The following is a 25,656-nucleotide window of genomic DNA, read 5'->3' as shown; positions in this document are numbered from 1 at the left end:
TGTTTTTAGGGGAAAATGGTGAAAGGAATCAACTGTACAGACGTAGAGGAAATCTCCGTAACCCTGTCAGACACTGACGGGACTTTCAGTGTAAGGCTCTTCTGTATATTGTTTTTCTGGTATTGGCTTAAAAAAGACAGGTAGGGATTGATTTTATAAGCGTCTTCATTTGTAGCATTAAGCAATTGGCTTCCAAACCCGAATCCATACGAGAACCGGAGCGTACGGGTGCTGTTCTCAGGCAGGGGCTTATACCGGATATCCAGGATTTTAGAAGATACGGTCTCGAAAGGCTTGTAGAGCCAGAAATACTCTTCGTAACCCGGCGTAATGGATATGGAGCCGTATTGCCCTTTGGCGAGTGCCGTATGATGCGTAATGAACTTGTCGTACGTGTACTTTGCATTCATATTCAACAGGCTGCTCAGCTCATCAATGAGCTTTATATTGGAAAACCAGCCGGGCGTTTTCATAATTTCTGCGATCCGGTCTTTCTCTTTGACCATACCTTTATAATAAAGGTCAAAAGTTCCTTTATACAGGCGATAATGGGCAGCTGCCTGCCACAGCAGGGCCAGGTCATGCGCAAAGTATTTATCGCGTTCATACAGCACGGTAAGCTTGTCAGACTGGGCGGTGCTGGCCCTGGCCGTTCCGCTGGTCAGGTTGATCCGCCCGGTATAAGAGCTGGTCCGGGTGTTGATGGTGTAATCCGGCCGTTTCAATGTTCCGCGGAGGGCAGGCACCCCCAGCTGCAGATCCAGCCGGGAGGCCGTGGCTCCTATTACCCCCGTGACGTATAGCGCGTCCATGGTCTTGTCATTCTCCCTGGTTTTGTCGAACGGCATATCCACCCGTAGTAAAGGCGGGATAACCATCCCTTTAAGTGCAGAATTAGATTCGCCCACATCTCTTTTAATCCCTTTAATCTCCCATTCATCAAACCGTTCCGGTCCCTGGGCAAAGTTCAGCCCGTAGGTAGCATATTTAATACCCGAAGTAGCCGTTATGCCATCATACGCTATTCCGCTGAGGCCGGCCATGGGGTTCCCGGTCATGGTACTGCCAAAGGAGGCCATCTTTTCCTGGAACGTATTGAACTGGCTGGTTCTGAAAATCAGCTCGAAGATATTCCGCCCCACTTTAGGCTCATAGGTTTTGACCACCTTACCCTGGGTATAAATACCCGCTGTGATGGTGGCGGGGTTGATAAGCCTGGCCTCAATGGCTTCGTTTACCAGCTTGACGGTCCGGCTTTCTTCCATTCCTCCATAAGCGGTGCCCGCCGTATTCAGTACCGCCACCTTCGGGGTATTCGATGCAGTGTTCTTTTCCAGGTTGATGCTGGCAGTTTGCTTTTCGGCCACGGTGGTTTCCACGCTCAGGTACATCCGGTAGGTAGTGCTGTTTTTCAGAGTACCCGGCAGGTCAAATTCAATTTTATTACCGTTTACCGAGAAGTTTCTTTCTATTTTTGTGCCGTCATTCTGCGCTATAAAAGTTACCTTTAAGTCAGGCCGCAACACATTATCCAGCTGGAAGGGTTCGGGCCAGTACTGATCCAGCATAATAATTCCTTTTTTACCCGGGAATTCATCCTTGAGCATATAATTCTGCCCTTCCAGCGGATAGCTGATCACCACATGATTGGACAGGGTTTTAGGTGCGGAACCCGTGGTAAACGATATTTTCTCGGTTTGTACCATTTCTGACATGCCCTTGTATTTCTCGCCCCGGGGTACCCGCCAGGCGCCGTTGTAATACTCCTCTGCTTTACAGGTCATGGTAACGGTGTATTTTGAATCGGGAGCCAGCGCATTTTTCGACCAGAGGGTCATATTGAAGGGGTCGGCAAACCTCTTTTCTCCCTGGTCAACTGCACCCGGCGTGTTTTTACTAACCGTATATCCTTTTACAAAAAAGTGATACATGCGTTCGGTTTCCTTGCCGTCTTTATCCATGGCGGTAAAAGTGTAATCGCTTCCGTCCATGGGCAGGTTGAACACCACGTAAGGCTTGGCAAAAATGCTCACGTGGTCTTTCGACGGGCCTACTTCGGCAATCAGCTTGATGTTATCCAGCGGATCGGTATCCGGAATGCACATCTGGCCGATCTGCATATTGAACGATTTATTGACACGCACCATGCCGCCCAGGGCTTCACCCACCACTTTTACGCGCCCGTTCATCCAGGTAGGATTCGGCAGACCGGCCAGTAAGACCGCACCCACCTGCACTTTGGCCAGGGTAACGTCACCGCTGAAGAGGCCCACATCTACGTGAAGATCTACTCCCATTTTCAGGTATACAAAGGCCTGGCCCACGGCGTACCATCCGTCCAGACCGAAGGTGCCGTCAGGCGACTTGCAGCTGCCGGGAACGGGCCTCATGAGCGCCACATCAAAACCCAGGGTGGCCGTGGCATAGGCCCGCAGAATAAGCAGGCTCAGGTCTATTTCACCCGTTACCGAGGCGCCAAACATGAAGCCGGGAGTAGGCTTGGTGATGCTGATCATGCTTTTGACCAGCTCATTGGCTGAATTTTTATTTCCGCCTCCGCCCATAAAATCACGTACTTGATCAGGCAGGGCCGGGAACGGCGGGAGCTCCGAACCCAGGCAGAAATAAGCATTGGCGCCCAGGTAGGCCTTTTTTACCGGGCCTTCGTCTTTCATATCCACCAGGGTCAGCTCTATCCGCCGGTAGGCGTCGCCTATTCTTGATTCTGGTCCGCCATTACCGGCCGGGTAACCTACATAGAGGAAGAACCCGAAATTGCCTTTATCCGCCAGTCGCTGTTTTTTTGCTTCCACCGATTCACCGGGAGCTGCCTTAGGCCCCTTATAACCGGCGTACATCCAGATGGGCACCCTGACGGTTGCTTTAAGGATTTCTGCATCTACCCCGATAAACATATCAAAGGCATCAGCCACAAAGTCATACTGCATGTTGACCTTTGCCTGAACGATACCCTTGGATTTCAGGTCGCCGTCTGAAAAAATATCACCAGCCAGATCAAACGTTACGACCGATACGGCACCATTGGTAATATCTATTTTTAAGTCGCCCGATGCCTTTAAGACTGTAGTGTTGATGTAGGAAGCATACAGTTTTGCCTCAAAAACGTTACTGTTTTTTTTAGGAACAAAGGCCACCCTGTCTGTTCCATTTTCAGGCATGCGGGTGAGATCTGCTGGTGGCCTTATCGTCAAATTATGATAGAAACCGCCGCCAAAACCGTTGATAACCAAAGGTCCGATAGCCGCCAGCCCGCCTTTGCTGAATACGCTGGCCGCAAAGCCGAAGTAGCTATACGACTTATCGGGTGCGGTGCCGGAAATGATTTTGGCATCTACGGCTATGCCCGGCATAAAAGAAACGGTTCCGCCGCCTTCTACGCCATCGCCCCAGGTGGGATCATTGGACCGGAAATTCAAATGCCCGTCTACGGTAAGGAAATTACTGAACTCGCCCGTCAGGTGTATTTCAGACACGCTTGCTTTTACATCGGGCTTGGGTGTAAACGTGGCAGGGTCAATATAGCCGTATAGGGTTAAGGTGGTAGTAGAAGCCAGCCCGATCTTGTCGCCAAAGCCCAGGTCAACGCCCAGAACAAACTCAAACCCGGCTTTAAAGCCCTGGCTCTCCATGCCTATCACCGGCTTTAAGCTGTTAATATTGACCGTAAAACCGGCTACTTTCTTTTGAGCAGCAGTCTCTGCAGGGGCGTAGCCTCCCGTCTCTTCTGTATAGGGACCGTTTGCATACAGCTGCTCATTGCCGGGCTCAGGCAGGCTGTTGAAGCCCGTTACCGGGTCAGATGAACCCGGGCCGAAGCCTACCTGCCCGGCCTCGAAATTAAATCCTGCTTTTCCGTCGGCGCTTCGGTTCGCAATTTTCATATTCCGGACGGTCATGGCGGTAAAGTCAACATTTACAGGCGTTTTCAGCGAAATATCCAGCTTACCGCTCAGTCCGGTACGGATGGCCGCACCGTACTGATCTTTCAATATCGTAAAATCAGATTCGGGATCCAGCCAGAAAGTAGTAGCCTTGCCCCAGATAGGCACATTCAGGCCTTTTGCAGGCGGAGATACCCGGAACTGGTAGTTGAGGCCCTCTTCTCCGCCGGTATTCAGCAGGCAGGTGTAGACCAGGCGGTCATTACTGATAGGAAGCCCCAGCTTACCGGTCATTTTCATGTCTTTACCGGGCACATTGGCTTCTACCGTTATATTCAGCTGATCAATGCTGAATGCCCAGCCCCCCAGCTTACCGGCCGTTAAAATATTGTTTGCCGAAATGAGGGTAGACACCCCGTTTTCATCGATGACCAGGTTTTTAAACGAAAATGAAGTACGTGTACCGGTGCCGCCCAGGAAGTCTTCCGGCAGTGTCATTTGCAGGTTTCTCATAAAAATACCTTCGTAGGCCGCACCGGTCTCCCAACCGTTCGTTTTGTATATTTCCGGGAAAACAGCGGCGGTCAGCCCGGTGGGATTGCTTACTTTGGAGTGGTCGTAGTACAGCCCGTCTGTGGCGGTAACCGTAAAGCCCGGCAAGGCATTAAACTCAAAGCTGCTGGAGGCCTTTACAGATGCGATCCAGTTATCCCATTTTTTAAATGCAAAGCGGGCTTCCAGCATCAGGGGCGTGCCGGTGCGTTTTCCGGCACTGTTCACGGCAGAAACCGCTGCTCCCGGAAACTTCATATCGGCGGCTACCACCACCTTATCTATACCGTCTTTGTTCCAGAGCAGGTAGGTTTTGCCGGTGGTATCTACTGCGCCGGTCATCGGGTCAGCCAGCGATTTCCTGAATGTGAGCTCGTATCCTCCGCCAAAATTGAGCTTTTTGTCCTGCGGCAGAAACAGCAGGCCCCGGTTAAAGGAGAAGCCGTCAGGCCGGATGCAGAAGTTGGTTCCGGCCAGGGAGAGCCACCCGTTGGCGTCGGGTACGTTCATGGTAAAGAGCACCCGCATATTGGTGCCTCCTGAAGTGAAGGTAATGCCTGTAATGGCCAGGGTGGATTTTACCCCGGCCAGGTTGGCATCATTTAAGCCCAGTGGGAGGTTTACCGGGTTTTCACCCCGGAACTGCTGTATAGGATCGGCTATAGCATTAATTTTATCGGTAGCGGCTTCTAGTATATTATTTACTACCGGGAGGTTATCCGGCACTTTGAGCGAGGCCCATTCAGGAACCTGGCTGTCAGACGTGGTTTCCACCTCACCGGCCAGCACTTCTCCTTTATCACTTACCGTAATGGCATCAAACGTAACTTTTAGCTTAATAGGGTGTCCGTAGGGCGACCAGGTGATGTAACCGCTGCCTTTAAACCTATTGTCGCCGGCCAGTGAAGCCTGGTTTACGTGCAGGGTAAACTGGCCTACCCGCAGGTCTTTTCCGGTAATATTGCCGGTGCTGACCGTGGTGCTGAGAGGTGCGGGCACTCCCTCGCAGATGTTCGCCATGGCTGCAGACATGGCCTTGGCGGGTGTGGGAGCTGGAGGGGTGATGTCTCTGACCGCAGGGTTACCGGTAATGACTTTTGCCACCGGTTGCTGTATAACAAGAGGATTTGTTTTAGGGGTATAGATGATCATGGCCGGCTCACTGTAGCCCTGGTTGGCAATTTCCAGCGGGCTGTTGGCCGCTTTCTGAAGGTTGGCTTTTACCCGGATAACGTATTTCCGGCCGGCCTGTAATACATGGGGATATTTCAGGGTGTCGAGCAGGAACATATTGGTGGCAATGGCCTGCTGGCGAAAGACAAACGGGTTGTTCCGGGCATCGTTAACGGCCTGCCCGGCATACATTTCGCGTATCTCGAGGTCATAGGTGATCATCCCCATAGGCAAACCGCAGGTGCTGGCCGGGGGTGTCCATGCAAACTGGATCTGGGGTGACTGGGGGGTAAAAGGCACAAAGCCCTGTTGCATGACCGTAGCTACCGGCATGGTAAACCGGGGTGCGGCAGCCGTATAGCAAATGGTGAAAATGGTACAACCGGTGCCTACCGTAGAAAGCGGTACCGCCTGCCCGGGCTTGTCGTAATCGTATGCCTCGATGCATATCCTGTAGATGCCTTCGGGCAACTTGTAATTGATCTTGTTTTGTTGCAGATCAGAAAGATCGAGGTTATCAAAGACGAGCTGCCTGCGTGAAAAATTACCGAATGTTTCCTCGATCAGCGACCGGTCTAGCTGTATAGATTGCTGCGGGCGCAAAATCAGGGGCTGTGCGGGCTGGTAGTCGGGGCGTAATGACACACTGGCGGGTGAAGGCGACATCCGTTCAATACGGGCGCTTAACTTCAGCCGCAGGGTTGTATTGCTGGTGTTGACCACCCGCACAATGAGCTTGTCGCTCAGGCTTTGTTCGGCATTGCCGCCGCGGATGTCGGCTGCCAGCTGCGGCAGGTAAGGCGTAACGGGCTGCATGATGGTTACGTTGACCCGTACAGGCTGCTGCCCGCTGCCCGGCAGGCTCAGCAGGCAGCATACCAGGGCCATGAGCCAGGCAGTAAAGGAGCCTTTTTGATAAGATATAGATCTAAAGCTGTTCATATCCTCGTGTTTTAGAAATGATAACCATAGGTAACGCCGGCTGAGAGGTTTTTACTTCCCACGGCATAAGGCACCCGGTTCACCTTATCCAATGGATTAAGATCAATGGGTGGTGTAATGATATAGCTGCCGTACAGGCTGAAACTATGCTTTTTAACGGTATAGCTGCTGTTTACGGTGAAAGTGGTATTGTTACCGGCCGTTTCACCGTTAGAGCGGTTAAAGTAGTAGCCTATGTCGCCCTGCACGTTAAGCTGGTGATCTTTGAGCAGCTGTGCATTGCCTCCTGCATGCACACCCGTAGAATGGTAGCGGTAGTCCTGCTGCCCGTAAGCGCTGTAATTAAGACCGGCCTGCACCCCTTTGAACGACTGCAGGAACTGCAGGCTGTAGCTGGCACTGATATTGAGGTTGTTCCCGGCCGCCTGTGTTGCGGTCACCGGGTTGCGGTCGTCGAGGTCGGTATAGCTGATATTGCCGTTTACCACATGCTGCCGTGTAACGGAAGAGGTCATGTAAGAGGGAGACAGCGAATAGCTGAGCATCAGCTGGTTCATGCGCAGGCTGTCGTTCAGCTCCAGCTGGCCGTCTTTTTGCAGCACGTGAGCCCCGTTGATATTCAGGTTGAGGTTCCAATGGGTATTAACGTTGGCATTGACCGACAGGTTGGCCGATCGGGCATGCAATTCGGTGGCCAGAGCCTTGCTGAGGTTGTTGTGCTGGGCGCTGCCGGAGGCATTGATGCTGAGGTGGCTCCGGAAGAGGCTGCCACCCATATTTCCGCTGATGGTTTCCACATCGTTGATGGTGTATGGCGTTCCGAGCGAGATATAATCGGGCTGTATGCGCTGATACCCGGCCAGGGCATTGAATTTTTGCAGGTTCAGTGCCAGTTGCGCACGGCCTGAATAGCTGAATACGGTGCTTTCATTGACGGGCGACAGGCTGCGGATGAATTTCGGCACCTCGTAATTCCCGATGCTGTCAAGTACGCCGTAACGCATGTCGCGGTTGAGGAGGCTGACCGCCAGGTTGCCGTTGAATGACATCACGTTTAAGAAACGGAGCGTCCAGGAACTGCCCAGTACGGTATTTTCGCGGGGCATCAGGGTGTTAAGACTGTCGGAAATAAGCGGGATAGAGCCTTCGTCGTCTTTGGCGTGAAAGAAGTGAAGGCTGATCCGCCGGTCTTCTTTTCCGTAGCCTATTTTGACGCCGTAGCCTATACGCGAATATTGGGGTTCAATGCGGTGATCGTAGGTGGTATCTTCGCTTATTGCTTTGTTGAGGCGACCGTAAAACCCGGCCAATTCCCATTTCCCCGGCCGGAGCTCCAGGCCTGCACCCAGAAAGCTCTGCCCGTCAAAAACCAGGGGCGACAGGGAGATATTCCGGTAGCCCAGGTGCAGGGTAGCCCATTTGTAGGTAGGGCTGATGCCAAACTGGCTGAACGGCGCGCTATAGCTCCGGCTGTATTGATTGACCACAAAAGAAAAAGGCAGGTCTATCCCGTAAATACGGGCCGTCAGGTTACCATATAGATTCCAGCTGAAAGGATCGCGGGTCTTGTAGGCCTCGTTAGACGTATAGAAATTTGCCCCTGTGCCGATGCTCCCCGATAGCGTAACGGGTTTCTGGCCTTTCAGTTTTTCCAGATCCTGCGCACGTGCGGGCAGGGTACAAAGGAGCAGGCCCCAAATCGTATAAATGATTAACCTGTTCATGCCCGGGTTCAGTCTCTGAGGTTATAAAGCGATTTCAGGTGGTTGAAGTCAGCCTGGGGGCCGAAGGCCAGTGTACCTCCGGCCTGGCCCTCAATCAGCACGATACGGATATCCACGTAGGCATCGTCACCGTAGGTATTCTGATCATCGTATCCGGGATCCAGCTTAAAGCGGACAAATTCCTCCTGAAAAGATAAGACCGATACCGTGCCGGATACGGTTTGCCCGCCACCCACAATATGCCATTGCAATGCGTAAGGGAAAAAATTCCAGGACGATGAACCCCGGCCTGAGCTCTGGCGAACATATACCCATACCGCTCCGTTATTCGCGATGGCATCGCTGAGGGCAGGGATATTTACACCAAAATAAGGGCTCAGCTTTACGTTTTGGGCCAGCCAGCTTTTTACAGCCGGGTTGGCGTTTCCACCGCCCAGCTGCAGGGCAGCACCCCAGTCGCTTGCCGATAATTTCGGCCCGTAAAGCAGCAGGTTGTCTTTATCCAGGTAATAATCGCCTGCTACACCCTGGTTACCGGATGGCCCCCCGTTTCCGCTATAGATTTGAGAACCTGCGGCTCCCTGGTCTCCTTTATCTCCTTTGTCGCCCTTATCTCCTTTGTCACCGTTGTCGCCTTTATCGCCTTTGTCTCCTTTATCCCCTTTTTCTCCGTCTTTGCCGCTGGCTCCGTCCTTGCCGTTCGCACCGTCTTTCCCGTCATTGCCTTTCAGGCTCAGGGCCGTACCCCAGCCGTCTGCTTTCCTGGGTCCGTAGAAGTTGCCGTTGCTGGTATTGATGTAGTAATCACCTGCCCTGCCCACCGAGGCGTCAGGTGCAGTGGTGCCGCTGTAGATAACGCTTCCGTCTTTACCTGCGGGGCCTATGGGTCCTGTTTCTCCCTGGGGCCCTACCGGTCCCAGCTCGCCCTGAGGGCCTTCTTCCCCACAAGAACTTATACAGAGTATGCCCCAGGCGGCAATGCAAAAAATGAGTAGTTTTTTCATGTGCATAAAAATTTAGCTGTCAGCAGTCAGCCGCGCCTGCGAACCGCTTACTGATGGGTCAGTCGGTGTAAAAATCCCCTGTTATGGAGATGCAAAACGTAACCTCATCTGAAAGTGGTTCGCCACCCGGCTAAAGCCCGGGGCTATCCTGTTGACGTATTTGATGATCCAAAATTAGCCGGCAGGCTTACCCCGGTCAATCCCATAAACAGGAGAGGCGGAAGGGGCAGAAAAGGAATGAAATTTTACGGGGGCGGTCTTAAAGGATACCCTCTTTCAGGGTTTTGCTTACGGCTTCGGCCTGGGAGTGTACGCCCAGCTTCTCGTAGATGCTCTTGATGTGGGTGCATACGGTTCCCTGCGTAATGCCCAGGTTGGCGGCAATCATTTTATAGCTGTTGCCATCGGTGAGCGACTGGAGGATGTCTTTTTCGCGGAGGGTAAGGGCGTACCGGGTTTTCCGGTCTTTCCTGCTGCTGATATGTTTCAGTACCAGCTGGGCTACTACCGGCGACATGGGAGCGCCGCCGTGGAGGGCCTCGCTGATGGCATTGCCCAGGCGTGTGGTAAGATGCTGTTTGAGGATATAGCCGGTTGCGCCGTTCATAATGGCATCCAGGATGTGCTGGTTATCGTCAAAAACGGTCAGCATGATCACCGGAAGATCCGGGTTGACCGAACGTATCATTTCCAGTCCTTTAATGCCGTTGACCACGGGCATATCGATGTCGGTCAGTACGATGTCAGGCTGATAGGTTCGCAGGTGCTCTAAAACGCCGGAGCAGTTTTCAAAAGCGGCGGCCAGCTCCAGTTCTTCTGAAAAGGCAATGAGTGATGAAAGGCTGGCTCTCAACTCGGCGTTGTCTTCGTATAGCAAAACTTTAGTGGCCATAGCTCAAAACCTTGTTCATGCGTACAAATATCTGTAAAACCTGCATGCCAGACCATCCCCAATTCAGGAGAGGGGAACCTCAAGGGAGAGAAAGGTTCCTTTGCCCGTCCGCGAATAAATTTCCAGGTGTCCGTTGATGGCCTCTGCCCGGTACTTCATGTTCCTGAGGCCGTTGCCCGGTGTTATTTTTTCCTGGTCAAACCCGCAGCCATGGTCTTTGATCTGGATAGAAAGCAGTTGTTCGCTTTGTTTTACATGGATGTCTACCCTCCCGGTACCGCTGTATTTGCGGGCATTGTTGATGGCTTCCTTGAAGATCATCAGCAGGTCTTTCCGCTGTTCGGGCGTCAGCCCGGCTTCAGGATCTTTTATTTCTTCTGTAAATTGAAAAAGAATACCGTTGGTTCCCAGCAGGTCTGCCGCCAGCTTTCTCCACTGTGTAATTACGGCCCCCAGCTTATCATAGGCGGGGTTAACTGACCATACAATCTCCCGGATGCCGTCGGAGACCTTATCCGAAAGCTCGGCTATACGGTCTACCGATTGCCGGAGCTGCACATTGCCGTTGCATTGCATCATGGCCATCTTACTGATGATCTGTATGCTGGAAAGGGTAGAGCCGATGTCGTCGTGCAGGTCACTCGCAATGGTGTTGCGCATGGTTTCCAGCTCCTGCTTTCGCTTGTCGGCCTGCAGGGTCCGGATGCGCTTAAAGAGCAGGTAGCCGGACAAGACCGTCAGCAGGATAAGCGCAACAGAAGCGTAGAGCGCTATTTTGTGCTGATGCAAGCGGGCCGCATCCAGCAGCTTGTCTTTTTCCAGGAGCCGGATGTCATTTTCTTTTTTCCTCAGCTCGTATTGCGATTCCAATTGCTTCAGCTGCTTCAGGATATCCGGGCTGTATATTTTTTCATGCAGGGCCAGGTATTCTTCCCGGTAGTCATAAGCCGATTTGTACCGGCCCTCGCGGTAATCAAGGGTGGCCAGAAAACTCAGCGTATTCATGATGGCCATGGTATCTCCTGATTGCTTTGCCAGCGCAAGGTCGTGCAGGTTTTTGTTTTTATCGGAAAAACCGAAAGACTGGATCTTTCTTGCTTTTTCTTTTTCCAGGGTGCTGACCAATGCAGGGGCATCTAATTTTCCTGCTTCGGCAATGGCCAGGTCATAATATTTTGCAGCATTAAGCGTATCTTTCATCTGGTGGTAGATGCGTGCTTTCAGGTGATAATTGTTCACCATATCAAAAAAGAGACCCTGCTCCCGGAAAAAAGCCGTACTCTTGTCCAGGTAGGCCAGCGCTTTTTCCGGTTGTTTTAAATCGTAATAATTTTGCGCTATGACCTGCCGGCTGGCGGCTACCCCTTTTTCATCTTTATTTTTTTCTTTTAACGCTAAAGATTTCCGGGTATTTTCCAGCGACTCCCTGTACAGCCCGAGCTCGCGCTGTACATTGGCCAGGCTATTGTAACAATACGCCTGCCCCGATTCATTCTTTACTTCATCAAAAAGCGACAAAGCATTGTAGTAGGAACGTACAGCCAGTTCAAACTGTTGAGAATCGGTATAGGCATTGGCCAGGTTCAGATGGGCACCGGCAATATTCGCTTTCCCGGTGCCGGCTTTCCGGCTATACTCTAATGCTTTTTGGGCATACAAAACAGCTTCCTTTAATTTTTTTCGTTTCTTATAGATGAGGGTAGCTGCCTGGTAGTAAGAAGCCCATGTGGCATCTTCATTTACTTTTTTAGCCCTTTTTAGCGTTTCATCCAGGTAAGAATCTGCACGGGAGATATCCCCTAAATTGTTGTAAAGCATCGCGATCTGCGAATAGCTGCTGATGGTATATTTGTTCTCGTTGATCTGCTCGCCCAGCGTTATAGCCTGCTTCAGGTAATCCAGGGCTTTTTCAGAATCTTTCCGGGAATAATTAAAACCTATATCGCGAAGTAATTTTATTTTTTCCGGGCCGGGAGGCAATGTTTTTTCTGCCGTCAGAAGGCTGTCCAGGTTATTGGATACCTGTGCCGTAAGGTTCCGGCAGATCAACAGAAATACAATATACAGGAGCAATCTCCGGCCCATGGCATCCATCCGTAAAGTTTGAAAGGCGTCAGCCCGCCGCCTTCATTGATTATCAGAACGTACTATCACAAATTTACATTTCCTTCCCTGCAGGGGTAAGGAAAAAAGGGACAAATCGTTTTTTTCAGGCGGGTTAAGACGGGGGAGTGGCCTCATATTCCCTGAAATGTGCATTTTTCAGGCGTTCCATTTTGATCGTCTCGATATAATCGGTTGGTGTTATACCCGAAAAGCGTTTAAAGCTGGCCGCAAGATGGGAATTGTCGTAGTATTCCAGGCCAAAAGCAATATCGGATACCGACAGGTCCGGTGTGTGATCCATCATTTGCTTTATCGCATTGAAACGAACAATGCCCGAATACAGCTTGGGCATCAGTCCCAGGTAATGCATAAATGCACGTTCTAATGTTTTCCGGGAGGTATTGGTCTGCAGCTGAAGATCCTGAACCGGAAGAGCACCTTTCGATCTCTTTATCAGCTGAATCGCCTTCTGCACGCTGTTGATCCGGTAATGTAAGGTGGTGCCGAGATATTTTCGGATAAGGAATTTTTCCAGGACTCCAATAGTTTTTTCAAGCGTGGGGGCCGATTGCATTTCATCGCAAAGCAGCTCCGCCTCATTGCCCCAGATATCTGTAGCCGCAATGATCTGATCTGCTATGTATTCCATATTAATCCCGGTGATCCGGCTGATACCCAAAGGTTTAAACTTTACGCCCAGTAAATCTACCCCGTTTTCATTGCTTGTGATAATCCTGGGGCTGACAGGTTGCCCGAAGAGATAGGCCTGCTGGTCTAACCGCAGTGTTTTATTATTATAGCTGTGTTGTTCAGGCTTCTTTTGAAAATTAAATGCCATTCCCTGTAATAGCGGCGTGGGGTAGTGCTGAACAACAGATACGGTCAGATCAATTCTGGAATACCAGTAATGGTCTACGATATCACGTAAATAAGGAGCAGGATGGAACACTCTGTAAATCATAACGGTCTTTTACGTCTTACAAGCGTGCTTAAATATCGTAAAATCAGGTCAGGAATGAAAACCTTTTTACATAAATAACCCGTCAGCCTTCAGTTTTTCAAGTATTTCCAGCACTCCCACCACCTGTGCCGGCTCTTTTGCATAGCTTTCACTATCAAAAAACCTGACTGCGCCGATCTCATTGCGGGGTGTAATCTCTTCATCCAGTTCATACAGGTAACAGTCCTGCTCCATAATGAGGGCGTTTTCCCCGTAGGCGGGTGCCGTAATATGACAATAATATTTCAGCTCTTCCGTTTTAATCCTGAGGGTGAGCTCCTCCCAAATCTCTCTTTGCAGCGATTGCAGGGAAGTCTCACCGGCATCTACCTTTCCTCCCGGGAGGTACCAGGCCTTTTTATTGTTGCTGTAGGCCAGCAGCAGCTTGTTGTCTCTGACCACCACCAGTCCGGCGGTCTGTACCGTTTTTTGTTTCAGCTGATCGTACATCTTCATTTTATTCCGTGATCTCTTTTATTCTCCTGTAATAGGCTTCCGCATAACGCATCATCCCGATGTCGTTGGGGTGCACATAATCCACTATATCATTTTCGGTGAGCCCGATCTCATTTTGAGTAAGGTAGTAGAGATTCTTCTTTCCTTTCTGTATCAGAGAATCCACAATACTTTTCTGCTGCCTGTTCAGCATCATAATTTTTTCATTACCCCCGTTGTCATTCGCAACAGGCATACCGCAATGATCGGCAAACAAAACGGGTACTCCGGGTCTTTGGCGTTGCAGCGTATTGACCACATAGTTTATTTTCGTTGAAAGGTCAGCCTCTCCCGTAAGATTAGGGAGACAGTCGATAATGAACAGGGATGCATCCAGTTCCGCCAGCAGATCAACCAGTTCCGGCTCCATTTTACCGTTACCCGAAAAAGCCAGGTTGATCAGCGGCTTATTCGTCATACGGCTCAGGATATTGGTCCAGCCTAAGCCCGGACGCGACGCACACCCGCCCTGGGCGATAGACGTTCCGTATACTACAATAGGCTTTGACCTGATGGGAAGCGGTTCAAAATAACTGTCTTCCGGTACTGAAATCTCCATCCAGTTGACCGAATTGTACAAAGGCAGGTAGAGGGTATACTGATAGCGTTCAGCGGTTTCCAGGTGGGAATACAGGTATTGAACGGTATCGCCAAAGGAATAGACCGGGCGTAACCTTTGCATCCGGTTATTTTCTCCGCTGAAGTACAGGTCAACGCCGCTTACGCCGGTGGCAGGCATATGTCGCATCTCGTGAGAGCCGGCTACACCGTATTTTATCCGCACTTCCCGGGCATTGGTCACAAAATGCAATTGCATGCCGGCGCTGTTTTTCGATAGCGCCCACACTTCTTTCCTTACCGTTTGTTTCGCAGGTACCGGCAGCCGGTCAAAAAAAGATTCGACATTTTTCCAGCCCTGGCCTTCCAGCGCATAAATATCTCCTGCTGCAGGATTCCAGCTTTTGTATCCGGTGGTTTGGGCATACGCAGTAACGGACAAAAAGAGGAGAAAAATAAGGTTTTTCATATGTATAAATTTTTAGCTTTCAGTCTTCAGCTATCAGCAGTCAGCCGCAGCGGCGGACCGCTTATTCATAGGCCGGTTGGTGATACGTCACCCGGTGTGCCCGACTTCTGATAGCTGACTGCTCATGGCTATTTCATAGGACATAAAAGCCTGGGCTGTTTCAAAAAGCTGATAAATATACGTTGATATCCTGCTTACGGTAACTTAACTTTGGCAAAATTTAATCGCCCTGCCTTAAAAGAATATGAAATCCGTTCTCGTCTACTGCGGTTCCCGCTCAGGAAATTCTGATACATACGCTCACGCAGCGGCCCGCCTGGGCGAACTGCTGGCCGAAAAAAAATATCGCCTGCTTTTCGGAGGGGGCAATGTGGGTCTCATGGGCATCTTATCGAACGCCATGCTTGACCACGGCGGAGAGGTGCTGGGGGTAATGCCGCAACGGCTGATAGACCGGGAGATCGCTAACAGCCGCTGCACAGAGCTCCGAGTGGTGAAAAGCATGCAGGAAAGAAAAACCCTTATGGAAGAGCTGGCTGACGTCATCATCACCCTTCCCGGCGGCTACGGCAGCATGGACGAGCTCTTTGAATCGCTTACCAACGCCCAGCTGGGCTTTCACCATAAGCCGGTCATCATCTTAAATACCGGCGGATTCTATGATCCGCTGATCGTCCAGCTGGATAAAATGACCGAAGAAGGCTTCCTCCTGAAGGAAAACCGCGAGAAACTGTGGATAGCCGCTACCCCGGAAGAGCTGATGCAAATGCTTCTTCAATGACGGGGGAATCTGCCAGACCGGCTGAAGCGGATAGCTAAAATGAAAAGCAGAGGCTGTCCGAAAAGGCTTAATCGGGTGAAAATACCGAACCGTGCACTTTTCAGACACCTTCTGCAATGCCTGCTATTTTACTTTCTGCGCCAGGAAAACGATCTCCCCGTAATTATCCTTTTCATACAGGATACCCAGGGTATTCTTTTTTATCAAAACCATATCTGAATAAGCCGACCAGGCCCCTTTATACCCTGCGGGGGCTGTAGCGATCAGCCGGTTAGAATACCATGTTTTCCCGCCGTCTGCAGAAAGGCGCAGCGTGAGGTTATTCCGCTGTTTTTCGTCAGCAGCATTCAGATGCGCCAATACAAAGCGCTTTCCTTTCTTCCAGGAGAGCACAGAAGCCTGGTTAACCGGGTCAGGAAGGTTAGGATCCGGCGCTGAAGACACCCAGGTCTGACCGCCGTCGTGCGACAACGAGATTACCCGCTGTCGGGGCGTAAGCTGCTGGTTCCGCGAGCTCATATACACGCTGTTTTTCCCGGTTTGGGCGGCCATCGACTCGTTGGTTCCCGGGAAAGGAACATTTTTACTTAGCTTAAACGTCTTTCCGTGATCATCCGAATAATAGGCATGGGCATTCCAATCCTTATTCCCCGGCTGAGGGTTACCCGCATTGTGGTTGGCTGCAATGTAAATCCGTCCTTTATTCGGTCCGGAAACAAACTGAAACGCATGGCCGGGAGTGTTGGCGTAGGTTCGCCAGTCTTCTTTAAAATTATAATCCGGGCTGATCTGCGGCTGCCTGGGCCGGTGGGCCTGGGTAGTGATATTCACGGGCTCCGACCAGGTCATGGCCCCGTCAGTAGATGTAATATACCAGAGCTCCCGCAGGCCCTTCCCTTTTCTCACTTCTCCTTCATGGTCGTTCCCGGTATTATAGAAAAGAAAAATGCGGCCTTTCGGATATTGGGGATCCAGCAGATCCACCACCGGGGCCGCATTACCCGCCTGGAGCCTGTCATAATCGGCCGCCACTTTCAGAGGCCCCCAGGTTTTGCCTCCGTCCTTACTGATCTTATAAACAATATCCACGTTGCCGAAGTCGCCCGCATGGTCTACCCGGCCCTCGCTGAAAGCGATCAGCTCACTCTTGCTTTGGATAATGGCCGGGATCCGGTAGCTGGCGTAACCGTCTTCGCCGGATTTGAAAACGGGTACATCCCGGGCATATGTAAAAAAAGCATATGCCACTGCCGAAAGGGTCAAAAGGAGTTTTTTCATCGTTTATGGTATCTGTACACGGAAAGAAACAGGTATTTCCGGCCGGGCAGATAAGGCAGAAGAAAGAACTGGCTCAACACGCCAAAACGAAACCGCAAAGAAACGGCCTGCGTAATAACCCATTACGAAAAATACAGAAAAATAAAAGCGTCCCCAAAGCTACTTCACCTGGGCATTCAGAATCTTCAGAACCTCATCAGAGACATTCATGGTTTTGGTGTCATCGGCAAAAAGTACGAAGCGATACCGGTTCATGGCATTATCGGCCTTATTCCGGGTAAAGATATAGGTGATGCCTTTCTGCTGCGAAACCTTTTGGGTGGCCGTCCTGATCTCTTCTTTGACCCGTATGATGTTTACGCCCATGAACTCCTGGAGCTTTTTCTCCGATTCTTTCTGGAAATCTTCGGCCGACTGCCGCAGCTCCTGCACCTTTTTTAGCTTGGCGTTAATCGACTCGCTGGTTTCAGAAGCGATGTCTTTCATGCTTTCCTGGTATTTCAGGTTGGCTTCCTGGTACTCGAGGGCTATCTTGTTGAATTCGGTCTGGAACGCCTCCTGCTTTTTCTGCAAGTCTTCGTTCAGCTTCTTTACGCCGTTATAGTTCTCAAAAATATAATCCTCAAAAATATAGCCGGTACTCGTTTTTTTTGCCTGTGCAAAAGCACCGGTAACCCATACTACAAGGAAGACAGTCCAAATGGTTTTTTTCATGTGATCGTAAATGACGCTCAAAAATAGCTATTAGCTGGTATATTAACAGCAGGATCAGTGAAAAATTGCATAACAACAAAAGACAGCGGCCGGTTTGCTCAGGGATTGTATCTTTTGTTGCCTAAAAAGCCCGTACCGGTATCAAAATGATGGAACCCGTCAATAAGATTTACTTTATTCGTTTTCCGGGTTTTATCTTCCGGCGTGCTGCCTGAAATGATGCTCAATGCCGAACTCAGCAGGGTTTCAGAAGGATCACCGAGCGGCCGGTAGGGTAAAATATTTTCTTCTACCGGGTAATCGGCGGGGATACCTGTTTTATTTCCGTACGAAGACTCGTTATTGGCATTGATAATGGTGCCCCATGCCGGCATAAGCGTATAGGGGTACCTGCCGGTTTCGTCGGTAATAATGGTTGACACCACGTTTTTCCCATACGTATTTCCGCCTACGGTTATTACCTGGCGGTAGGGGCGAAGGCAGTTGATGACCAGCTCGGAAGAAGAAGCCGATGATTTGGACGTAAGTACGAAAACCCGGCTCAGGTGGGAAAGATTGGCGGTTTCGTCGGTAAAATAGCGTTGTCCTACCGCACTTTCCCCGTTTTGCAGCTTCTGACGGGTAAGGTAATCGTTCAGGCTGCCGTGAAACAGCTCTACCGTAATGCCCAGGTCAGGGGCCAGTAAGGAAGCCATAACCTCGGCATTGGGCGTTACGCCTCCGGGATTGAACCGGAGGTCGAAAACCATTTCATCTATCCGGTTGTCTTTAAAATACTGAAAGATCCGGCGGGTTTCTGTTTCATAGTCGAAAAGAAACTGGGTATACACCAGGTAGCCTATCTTTTTGCCTTCCCATTCAATAATTTTAAAGAATTGGAGGGGATTGACCTGGAATTTCTTCTTGGAAATACGCAGGGTTTTAACCGAATCTTCGGGCGTGACCACGGTAAAAACGGCTGATTGCTTTTGGAGTAAGGTTCCGGTATTGTCCATGTCCGGGGTATCTCCGTCTATGGCGGTGATCAGATCGCCCCGGCTTAAGCCGGCTTCCTCGGCCGGGCTTCCTTTTAAAACCAGTGAAACGGCTATCTTGTAGCCGGAGCCGTCGGTCAGTTGCTTGTAGCGGAACCCGAACGATTCCAGCTGGCCGTTCCAGTAATCGGCAATTTCCGCGTAATTGTCTGCCGCATACGAGTAACGGTCTTTTTGTTTATTGATGAGGCTATAGAAATATTCCAGGGGTTCCAGGGCTTTATTGGTGGCCTCTTCATCCGGCATATCGCCCGCCCATAAATAATTCATGGTCATTTGCCCGTATATCCATGTATTTTCGTCGTAAAATTCGGGCCTGACCGGCGTTTTTGTCGAATCAGTACCTGACGGATTGCCGGTATCCGGGCCATCGGGCTCTACACCCCGGTGGTTACACGACTGGAGAAAACAAAGTGCGATCCATAAAATGAGCGTTATGGTTTTAGAAGCTTCTGGCATGGTATTAAAATTGGGGAGACAAATTTACTATAATATTGTCTCAAAAAGTATACCGGAAATAGATTGGCCGTGCATGCGTTATATATTATAAACGATTGAAAAGAACGATAATTAGAAAAAACACCGGAAATTTGTCTTAATCTGCCTCTTAATCTGAATGAAAAAACTTATCGAATACACTCTTCCTTTAAAAAATATACGTTTTCTCTTTGTGCTGGCGCTGCTCTTTGCCGGCTCGCTGCCCGTATGGGCGGCCCGGGTAAAAGGCGTGATCCTGGATACCTCCGGCCAGCCTATGAGCTTTGCTTCGGTGGTGGTCAGGGGCGAAACTATCGGTACCATGGCCAATGAGCAGGGAGAGTTTTCGCTGGATCTCCCGGGAGGAAAGACCTATGAGCTGGTATTCCAGTTTCTGGGCTACAAGACGGTGATAGAGAAAGCCGAGGTGGGCGATAAGGAGGTGTTTCTCCGCATTACCATGCAGGAGCAGTCTATCCGGCTGGGGGAGGTAAAGATAGGGAAGAGCAATGAAGACCCGGCTTATTCCATCATGCGGAAGGCCATAGCCAAAAGCCGGATCCACGATAAGCAGGTAGAGCATTATGATGCCGATATATATGTCAAAAATACTTTGCTGATCAATAAGGTACCCCTGATTTTCCGGAAACAGCTTGAAAAGAACAACATTAAAATAGGGGTGCCCTTTGTGTCTGAGGCGCTTATTAACCTGAAATTCACCCAGCCCAACAAACGGGTTACCCGGGTGCTGGCCAAAAAGCTGAGCTTTGATGAGATAGATATTTCAGGGGCGTATTACCTGGTTAATTTTTACGATATGCCCCGCGATCTTGACCTGGTGTCACCCCTGTCGCCCAAAGCGTTTTCGTATTACCGCTTTGAGTACCTGGGCTTTTTTGAAGACCGGGGGCGTATAGTGAATAAAATAAAGATTATCCCTAGAAGCTACGGCCCGGGGGTTTGCCGGGGAACCATCTATATCATTGATGACCTCTGGTGCATTCACAGCATCGATGCAGAAACCGTTAACCAGGGATTCACCATCCGGCTGAAGCAATTGTACAGCCCGCTCCGGGAGGTGTGGGTGCCGGTGAGCCAGGTGATCGATTTTGGCGGAAAGCCCTTTGGCTTTGATTTCGATGCCAAAATGCAGATCAGCCCGAAATACAAGACGCTTCAGATCAACGAGAAATACGTGGCCGAAGTGAAAGTCCTCGACAGCAAAGATGCGCCCCAGGTAAAGCCCCGGAAAGAGGTTTCCCTGTCACAGAAAGAGCTCACCCTGAGAGAGCTGAACCGCCTGGCGCGGCAAATGGAAAAAGAAGAAAAGGCAACTCAGAAGAAAGAGGAACGGAGTACGGTGACCATTGATTCGGTATCGACCGATTCAATGGCGTTAAAGCGTTCGGCAGAATACTGGGAGTCTGTTCGTTCCATACCGCTTACCCTGGAAGAAAAGAAAGGATACCAGGTAGGCGACAGCATCCGGGTAGTTCAGAAAATAGAAAAAGACAGTACCCGGAAAGTAGCCTCCGGTAAGGCGAAAAATACGCTGTGGCGGGAGGTGTTCATTGGCAATGATATGCGTATCGGCAAAAAAACGACGTTCAGCTATACTTCACCGCTGCTACCATTCACAGGAATCAATTACAATATAGTAGAAGGGATATTTGCGCAAACCCGGCTGAACTTCAGTACCCGGAGATACCGGAAAGACCGGTGGAGCTATAACCTGGATAACCGGATCCGGTACGCCTCAGGGATGAACCGGGTGATGGCGGCCTCCGACCTTAATCTCCGGAAGAACGGCCATACGCTGATGGCGGGCGGCGGCAGCTTTACCCAGACTTTTGATTCTGCGCAGGCCATTCCGGCGTATGCCAACAGCGTGGTCAACCTCTTTAAGATCAACCTGATGCAGCTGTACATGAAAGAAGGCGGGTACCTGGGCTACAGCTATACCAGGGAAAATATTTTCAGGGCCGCCACAAAAGTGGAATTTGCCCACCGCAGCGCCCTCGAAAACCTGTCGCGGCTTCCGCTGGCTATCGGGAAACGGGAGCCTTCTTCCAACTCTCCCGCTAACGAAGAGCTGGACGACACCCGGTTTGACCCGCATAATGCCGTTGTATGGTCTAACGTTCTGCAGTACCGGCCGGGGGCAAGGTACCGGATCAGGAACGGCAGGAAGTCGTATGCCGGCAGCAACTGGCCCACGTTTATCCTGAATTATACCCGGGGAATGAACGATGTGAATTATGACTTCCTGAGCTTCGGGCTGGACCATTCGATCAGCAGCGGGCCAACAGTGAAATTGAAATATTATGCCGAAACCGGTACATTCCTGAATGCTTCGCAGCTGTACCTGATGGACATGAAGCATGTCAACAGTGTTAAGATTTCGGAAACAGCCACCGGCACCTATTCTTTCTACCGTTTGCTGAATACCAACCTGCCTGTACAGATCAGCCCGGACCACTACTACCGGTATTCCACAAAGGGCGCTTATGTGAAGCTGCATGCCATTAATGAATTCCGGAAGCTGCTGGTTACGCAGATTCCCGTGGCCCGGTTCACCGGCTTAAAAGAAGACCTGTTTTTCAATTACCTGAAAACACCGGCAAAGAAAAATTACCTGGAGGTCGGTTACGGCATTGACGGCATCTTCAAGCTGCTGAGGTTTGAGGTGATCACTGCCTTTGAAAAAGGAGAAAAGCAGCGCTGGGGCTGGCAGGTCGGTATAACGTTCTAAACGTATTCTTTTTCAAGCCTGCTTTTGAGAAATACGGAAAGCAGCTTCAGGCCGTTTTCGAAATCGTGGTTGTTGTTGATGATAATATCGGCATCCTGCTTGGTTGGCCTGATAAAGCGCTCGTAGGTGGGAGCCACATGGTTCTCCCAACGGTAAAGAATGGAGTCGATATCGTACTGCCTTTCATTGGTGTCGCGGATGATCCGCCTCCTGATCTTCACGTGCTCTACCGCATCAATAAAGATTTTCAGGTCAAGCATGGCAGAGATCACCGGGTCATGGAAGGCAAAGATCCCTTCTACCACGATAATGGGAGCAGGCCGTAAGGTAATGATTTTGGGTTCAAAATCACATTCGAACGTATATTCATTCATGGTAACGGTTTCCCCGTTTTTCAGCTGGTGAATATGAGTGGCAAATTGTCCGAAATCGATCGATTCAGGCAGGTCGAAATTAAAGACACCGTTGGTATCTTTGGGTACATGCCTTTTTTCTTTGTAGTAATTGTCCTGGGAGATGAGGCAAATTTCTTCATCCCTGAAATGTTTCAGGAGACTGTTCAAAAAAAAAGTCTTGCCTGATGCGCTTCCGCCTGTAATTCCTATGATATACGGTGTTGTCATCTTTATATCCCGTTAAATAGTAAATACGATATGCTGTTCACGGTAAGATCCGGAAAAACCATTGCACCGAATTTCATAAAGGAGCCTTTTTTCGCACAAAATTAAGAAATGAATCGGGCATGACCCAAATCCGCAGGGAAAGTTTTTGCCGTAAAGTTTTGTAAAACAAAAACTTTCAGGCGCATGAAAAATTTAAAGTTATTTTTTTTTGAAAAGTGTTTGGAGGATATAAAAATAGCGCATAATTTTGCATCCACATTACAGGAATGGCTGATGGTGTAATGGTAACACAGAGGTTTTTGGTGCCTTTATTCCAGGTTCGAGCCCTGGTCGGCCAACTGGAAAAGCCGCTCATTTGAGCGGCTTTTTTCTTTTATATCTCCGCACTGCCCATCGTCTCTGCGTGGTTCCGGCTTTACGCTCTTATTTTGAATGGGGTTCCATATCCGTTGCAAGACGGGCGGGATCATAGCTTCTGATCACAAAAAAAAGTGCCTGAAAAGCAGGCCGGCAATGGTGGTGAGCCGTACTTTTCAGACACCCTTCCCCGGGTTCCGGTTATTTACTTTTTCAGCACTTCCTGGATAGGATCTCCGATAGCGCCGTTCGGCTCCAGGATTTTCAGCAGCATGGCCACGGTAGGGGCAATGTCGCATACAAAAGTGGGCCGTACGGTTTCGCCGTGGTTAATGCCCCAGCCAAAGAACAGCAGCGGCACGTGGGTATCGTACCGGTACATTGTGCCGTGGGTAGTGCCTTTCAGACCGCCTTCAAACCAGGCCGGTTCCGGCAGGATCATGATCTCCCCGCTTCGCTTCGGGTTATACAGGTTGGTGATCTTCTTCTGGTAATACTCAGGAAGGCTGCTCACTTTACCGTCAGCCAGGTTAATGACGGTATAAATCCCTTCTTTTTGCGAAAGCTTGCTTCTGAGCGTTTCCGTTACTTCGTCAATGCTCAGGTTTTTCTTGGCCAGCAGGTCGGTGTTCAGGTAAAGCTGGTAGTTGTCGTACGACACAATGATTTTTGAATCACCGTAGCGTTCTTCCAATACCTGCTGAGCCATACGCTGCAATTCTTTTCCTACAAATACGCCTGACGGGATATTGTTTTTCATGTTAAAGGCAGGAACATTGGCCACCGCGTGGTCAGCCGACAGGAATACCGTATAGGTACCCTTGCCCAGCTTTTTGTCGAGATAGTTCAGCAGCTGCTCTATCTCCCGGTCCAGCCGGAGGTATACGTCCTGTACTTCTTTTGACTGGGGACCGAAGGCGTGCCCGGCGTAGTCAGGGCCCGAGAAGCTGATGGTCAGGAAATCGGTTACCGGTCCGCTGCCCAGGTTCTCGTTTTCAATGGCTGCCATAGCGAATTCGCGGGTAAGCCTGCTGGAATAGTAGGAGGTGGTAAAGCTCTCCATGCTTACAGTATGGGGGAATACCGCCGATTTTTCTCCTGAAAGAGGGGCTTCGTAAGGCTGATCGTCGGCTTCTGATTCCGGGTAGTCGTAATCAGGGAACAGGTAATCCCATTTCTGTGCGATATATTCGGCCGGCAATTTCCTGGTGTTGAAGTCTTTTACCCATTGCGGCAGGTCGTTCCGGTAATAGGTGCTGGTGATCCAGTTGCCGCTGCTGCCGTCAAACCAGTAGGCTTGCCCGGTGTGGCCGGCCGGCATAATGGCTCCCCGGTCTTTGAAGGCTACACCGATCACTTTGGAGCGGAACTGGGTAGCCACCCGGAGCTGGTCGGTAATGGTGGTTACCTTGAGGTTCCGGGGCGACATCTTCCCGGCTGAAGCTTTGCCTTCGCCTACCAGGCTAACGGTAGAGTCGGCGGCTACATACATTTTTTTTCCGATAGGCTTCTCGTACCAGTCGTTACCCACAATTCCTGAAATGGCAGGAGATGAGCCTGTAAACACATGGGCATGACCGGGGCCCGTTACGGTAGAGGCGTAATGATACTGGTTATTCCGACAGGTGAAACCTTCGCCCATCATGCGTTTGAATCCGCCGGAAGAGAATTTGCTGTTGAAGCGATGGAGGTATTCGTCCCGCATCTGGTCTACAATAATGCCTACTACCAGCTTGGGTTTCGCCGGTGCTGTGCTGCTTTTCTGTGCAAAGGCAGGAGAAAGCCCGCCAAGCAGAGAAATCAGTATAATAAGTCTTTTCATTGAATAGTATTTTTGGACAAATTTAGTTTTTTCCGTTTAGAATCCTTGCCCGGGCCGGAATTAACTCCCTTTTTTCGGGTATCATTCGGTGCTCAGCACTTCCTCGGCCTTGACAAAACCGCTTTTGATCGAGTTTTTGATGTCGTCAAGGTTAAAGCTGGTGAGCTTGATGCCTACGCTTTCATCGGGCCGGATAATGGTCAGCTTTATCTTTTTATTCAGGGTAAAGCCGTAGATCGACATCAGGTTCTCGTTGTAGCTTTCGGCCCAGTCGATGTCGTTGTTTTCCAGCTGGCTTACCGAAATGTCTTTGATCCTTTCCAGCAGGTTCAGGAGGCTGCGATGATTGATGGGCTCCATGTTGCGATGCTTGGGGTGAGTAGCAATGGCATAAATTTCGGTGGCACCGTCTTCTATGGCTTTCCGGATGGGCACTACCTCCCGTATACCGCCGTCCACGTAGATTTCCAGGTGGTCATCTCCGATCTGAACCGAGGGCATCATGATAGGAATAGAGCTGCTTGCCCGCAGGTACTCCATGAAGTGATCCTCGAAAGGCGATGCATATTTCATGTTTCCCGTATGAATGTTTACGGCGCCCACCTTAATTTTTACCGGGCTTTTCTGAAGCTCTTCCTGTGAAACGTATTTTTTTACCTTTTCATGCAGGGGGTTAACATCCAGCAGGCCGTCGAAGCGGCTGAGCATGGTATCGACGCCGAGGCTCCAGTACGACTTCACGATGCCCACATCTTCGGGTCGGGTGATATTTTTCAGCCAGAAGCTGATCAGCTTTTTGTTAACGGAATTCCAGTCTACATACCCGTATTTCCTGTTTTGCCTTCCGGCCTCGGCTACGAGAAAGGAGGCGTTAAGGGCCCCTGCTGAAATACCGTAGATCATTTCGGGAGCGAACCCCCGGTCCAGAACCGCCTGTATGGCGCCTACCTGCCAGGCCCCTTTGAGAGAACCTCCGCCCAGTACCAATGCTTTCATATATA

At 50.3% G+C, this 25,656-nt stretch carries 16 protein-coding genes and 1 tRNA gene; 3 read left to right on the top strand and 14 right to left on the bottom strand.

Translation table 11 applies throughout. The features are described from left to right. Window positions 1-5: 5 nt before the first annotated feature. The 8 genes from AB2U10_RS00675 to AB2U10_RS00640 form a co-directional block, all read right to left on the bottom strand. Window positions 6-6,569, bottom strand: a complete 6,564-nt coding sequence (locus AB2U10_RS00675) for a translocation/assembly module TamB domain-containing protein (RefSeq protein WP_367914322.1) — start codon at window positions 6,567-6,569, stop codon at window positions 6-8. A gap of 11 nt (window positions 6,570-6,580) precedes the next feature. Then, window positions 6,581-8,293 carry a fimbria/pilus outer membrane usher protein gene (locus AB2U10_RS00670; RefSeq protein WP_367914323.1) on the bottom strand — a complete coding sequence of 571 codons (1,713 nt, stop codon included), beginning with the start codon at window positions 8,291-8,293 and terminating at the stop codon, window positions 6,581-6,583. An 8-nt stretch (window positions 8,294-8,301) separates the two neighbouring features. Further along, complete coding sequence (locus AB2U10_RS00665) at window positions 8,302-9,297, bottom strand: collagen-like domain-containing protein (RefSeq protein WP_367914324.1); 996 nt, start codon at window positions 9,295-9,297, stop codon at window positions 8,302-8,304. A 259-nt stretch (window positions 9,298-9,556) separates the two neighbouring features. Further along, window positions 9,557-10,189 (bottom strand): response regulator, encoded by a 633-nt coding sequence (locus AB2U10_RS00660; protein ID WP_367914325.1) that lies wholly within the window; start codon window positions 10,187-10,189, stop codon window positions 9,557-9,559. A 63-nt stretch (window positions 10,190-10,252) separates the two neighbouring features. Further along, window positions 10,253-12,274 carry a tetratricopeptide repeat-containing sensor histidine kinase gene (locus AB2U10_RS00655; RefSeq protein WP_367914326.1) on the bottom strand — a complete coding sequence of 674 codons (2,022 nt, stop codon included), beginning with the start codon at window positions 12,272-12,274 and terminating at the stop codon, window positions 10,253-10,255. A 133-nt stretch (window positions 12,275-12,407) separates the two neighbouring features. Beyond that, window positions 12,408-13,256 (bottom strand): helix-turn-helix domain-containing protein, encoded by an 849-nt coding sequence (locus AB2U10_RS00650; RefSeq protein ID WP_367914327.1) that lies wholly within the window; start codon window positions 13,254-13,256, stop codon window positions 12,408-12,410. Window positions 13,257-13,322: 66 nt separating this feature from the next. After that, a complete protein-coding gene (locus AB2U10_RS00645; protein ID WP_367914328.1) occupies window positions 13,323-13,751 on the bottom strand; it encodes an NUDIX hydrolase in 429 nt (142 codons plus the stop codon). Between the two features lies 1 nt (window position 13,752). Then, a complete protein-coding gene (locus AB2U10_RS00640) occupies window positions 13,753-14,817 on the bottom strand; it encodes an SGNH/GDSL hydrolase family protein (RefSeq protein WP_367914329.1) in 1,065 nt (354 codons plus the stop codon). A 244-nt stretch (window positions 14,818-15,061) separates the two neighbouring features. On the opposite strand from AB2U10_RS00640, the gene AB2U10_RS00635 reads away from it, so the two are divergent. After that, window positions 15,062-15,598, top strand: coding sequence for an LOG family protein (locus AB2U10_RS00635; RefSeq protein WP_367914330.1), 537 nt, complete (start codon window positions 15,062-15,064; stop codon window positions 15,596-15,598). 123 nt (window positions 15,599-15,721) lie between these two features. Here AB2U10_RS00635 and AB2U10_RS00630 read toward each other — a convergent pair whose 3' ends face one another. From AB2U10_RS00630 to AB2U10_RS00620, 3 genes are all read right to left on the bottom strand, one after another. After that, complete coding sequence (locus AB2U10_RS00630) at window positions 15,722-16,876, bottom strand: sialidase family protein (protein ID WP_367914331.1); 1,155 nt, start codon at window positions 16,874-16,876, stop codon at window positions 15,722-15,724. Window positions 16,877-17,035: 159 nt separating this feature from the next. Continuing rightward, window positions 17,036-17,590, bottom strand: coding sequence for an OmpH/Skp family outer membrane protein (locus AB2U10_RS00625; protein ID WP_367914332.1), 555 nt, complete (start codon window positions 17,588-17,590; stop codon window positions 17,036-17,038). A 98-nt stretch (window positions 17,591-17,688) separates the two neighbouring features. Further along, window positions 17,689-19,083: a S41 family peptidase gene (locus AB2U10_RS00620; RefSeq protein ID WP_367914333.1), complete on the bottom strand. Its 1,395-nt coding sequence runs from the start codon at window positions 19,081-19,083 to the stop codon at window positions 17,689-17,691. A gap of 157 nt (window positions 19,084-19,240) precedes the next feature. Between AB2U10_RS00620 and AB2U10_RS00615 the strand changes: the two genes are divergently transcribed. Continuing rightward, a complete protein-coding gene (locus tag AB2U10_RS00615; protein ID WP_367914334.1) occupies window positions 19,241-21,853 on the top strand; it encodes a DUF5686 and carboxypeptidase regulatory-like domain-containing protein in 2,613 nt (870 codons plus the stop codon). On the opposite strand, the gene udk is transcribed toward AB2U10_RS00615, so the two are convergent. Next, a complete protein-coding gene (gene udk / locus AB2U10_RS00610; RefSeq protein WP_367914335.1) occupies window positions 21,850-22,476 on the bottom strand; it encodes a uridine kinase in 627 nt (208 codons plus the stop codon). The genes AB2U10_RS00615 and udk overlap by 4 nt on opposite strands. Window positions 22,477-22,743: 267 nt before the next feature. Here udk and AB2U10_RS00605 point away from each other — a divergent pair. Further along, a tRNA-Gln gene (locus tag AB2U10_RS00605) sits at window positions 22,744-22,814 on the top strand. 224 nt (window positions 22,815-23,038) lie between these two features. Here AB2U10_RS00605 and pafA read toward each other — a convergent pair. Next, a complete protein-coding gene (gene pafA / locus AB2U10_RS00600; protein WP_367914336.1) occupies window positions 23,039-24,655 on the bottom strand; it encodes an alkaline phosphatase PafA in 1,617 nt (538 codons plus the stop codon). An 81-nt stretch (window positions 24,656-24,736) separates the two neighbouring features. Continuing rightward, window positions 24,737-25,651, bottom strand: coding sequence for a patatin-like phospholipase family protein (locus AB2U10_RS00595; RefSeq protein ID WP_367914337.1), 915 nt, complete (start codon window positions 25,649-25,651; stop codon window positions 24,737-24,739). Window positions 25,652-25,656 lie beyond the last annotated feature (5 nt).

This window comes from Leadbetterella sp. DM7 (assembly GCF_040829825.2).
Lineage (GTDB): Bacteria > Bacteroidota > Bacteroidia > Cytophagales > Spirosomataceae > Leadbetterella.
Note: the sequence above shows the minus strand (reverse complement) of the source record. Positions and strands in the feature narration are given on the sequence as shown.

What these genes read in the sequence shown, in the direction of transcription:
- AB2U10_RS00655 (WP_367914326.1), bottom strand. Translation starts at nt 12,274, where the DNA reads ATGGGCCGGAGATTGCTCCTGTATATTGTATTTCTGTTGATCTGCCGG.
- AB2U10_RS00620 (WP_367914333.1), bottom strand. Translation starts at nt 19,083, where the DNA reads ATGCCAGAAGCTTCTAAAACCATAACGCTCATTTTATGGATCGCACTT.
- AB2U10_RS00615 (WP_367914334.1), top strand. Translation starts at nt 19,241, where the DNA reads ATGAAAAAACTTATCGAATACACTCTTCCTTTAAAAAATATACGTTTT.
- AB2U10_RS00645 (WP_367914328.1), bottom strand. Translation starts at nt 13,751, where the DNA reads ATGAAGATGTACGATCAGCTGAAACAAAAAACGGTACAGACCGCCGGA.
- AB2U10_RS00625 (WP_367914332.1), bottom strand. Translation starts at nt 17,590, where the DNA reads ATGAAAAAAACCATTTGGACTGTCTTCCTTGTAGTATGGGTTACCGGT.
- udk (WP_367914335.1), bottom strand. Translation starts at nt 22,476, where the DNA reads ATGACAACACCGTATATCATAGGAATTACAGGCGGAAGCGCATCAGGC.
- AB2U10_RS00660 (WP_367914325.1), bottom strand. Translation starts at nt 10,189, where the DNA reads ATGGCCACTAAAGTTTTGCTATACGAAGACAACGCCGAGTTGAGAGCC.
- AB2U10_RS00635 (WP_367914330.1), top strand. Translation starts at nt 15,062, where the DNA reads ATGAAATCCGTTCTCGTCTACTGCGGTTCCCGCTCAGGAAATTCTGAT.
- AB2U10_RS00640 (WP_367914329.1), bottom strand. Translation starts at nt 14,817, where the DNA reads ATGAAAAACCTTATTTTTCTCCTCTTTTTGTCCGTTACTGCGTATGCC.
- AB2U10_RS00650 (WP_367914327.1), bottom strand. Translation starts at nt 13,256, where the DNA reads ATGATTTACAGAGTGTTCCATCCTGCTCCTTATTTACGTGATATCGTA.
- AB2U10_RS00595 (WP_367914337.1), bottom strand. Translation starts at nt 25,651, where the DNA reads ATGAAAGCATTGGTACTGGGCGGAGGTTCTCTCAAAGGGGCCTGGCAG.
- AB2U10_RS00630 (WP_367914331.1), bottom strand. Translation starts at nt 16,876, where the DNA reads ATGAAAAAACTCCTTTTGACCCTTTCGGCAGTGGCATATGCTTTTTTT.
- pafA (WP_367914336.1), bottom strand. Translation starts at nt 24,655, where the DNA reads ATGAAAAGACTTATTATACTGATTTCTCTGCTTGGCGGGCTTTCTCCT.
- AB2U10_RS00670 (WP_367914323.1), bottom strand. Translation starts at nt 8,293, where the DNA reads ATGAACAGGTTAATCATTTATACGATTTGGGGCCTGCTCCTTTGTACC.
- AB2U10_RS00665 (WP_367914324.1), bottom strand. Translation starts at nt 9,297, where the DNA reads ATGAAAAAACTACTCATTTTTTGCATTGCCGCCTGGGGCATACTCTGT.
- AB2U10_RS00675 (WP_367914322.1), bottom strand. Translation starts at nt 6,569, where the DNA reads ATGAACAGCTTTAGATCTATATCTTATCAAAAAGGCTCCTTTACTGCC.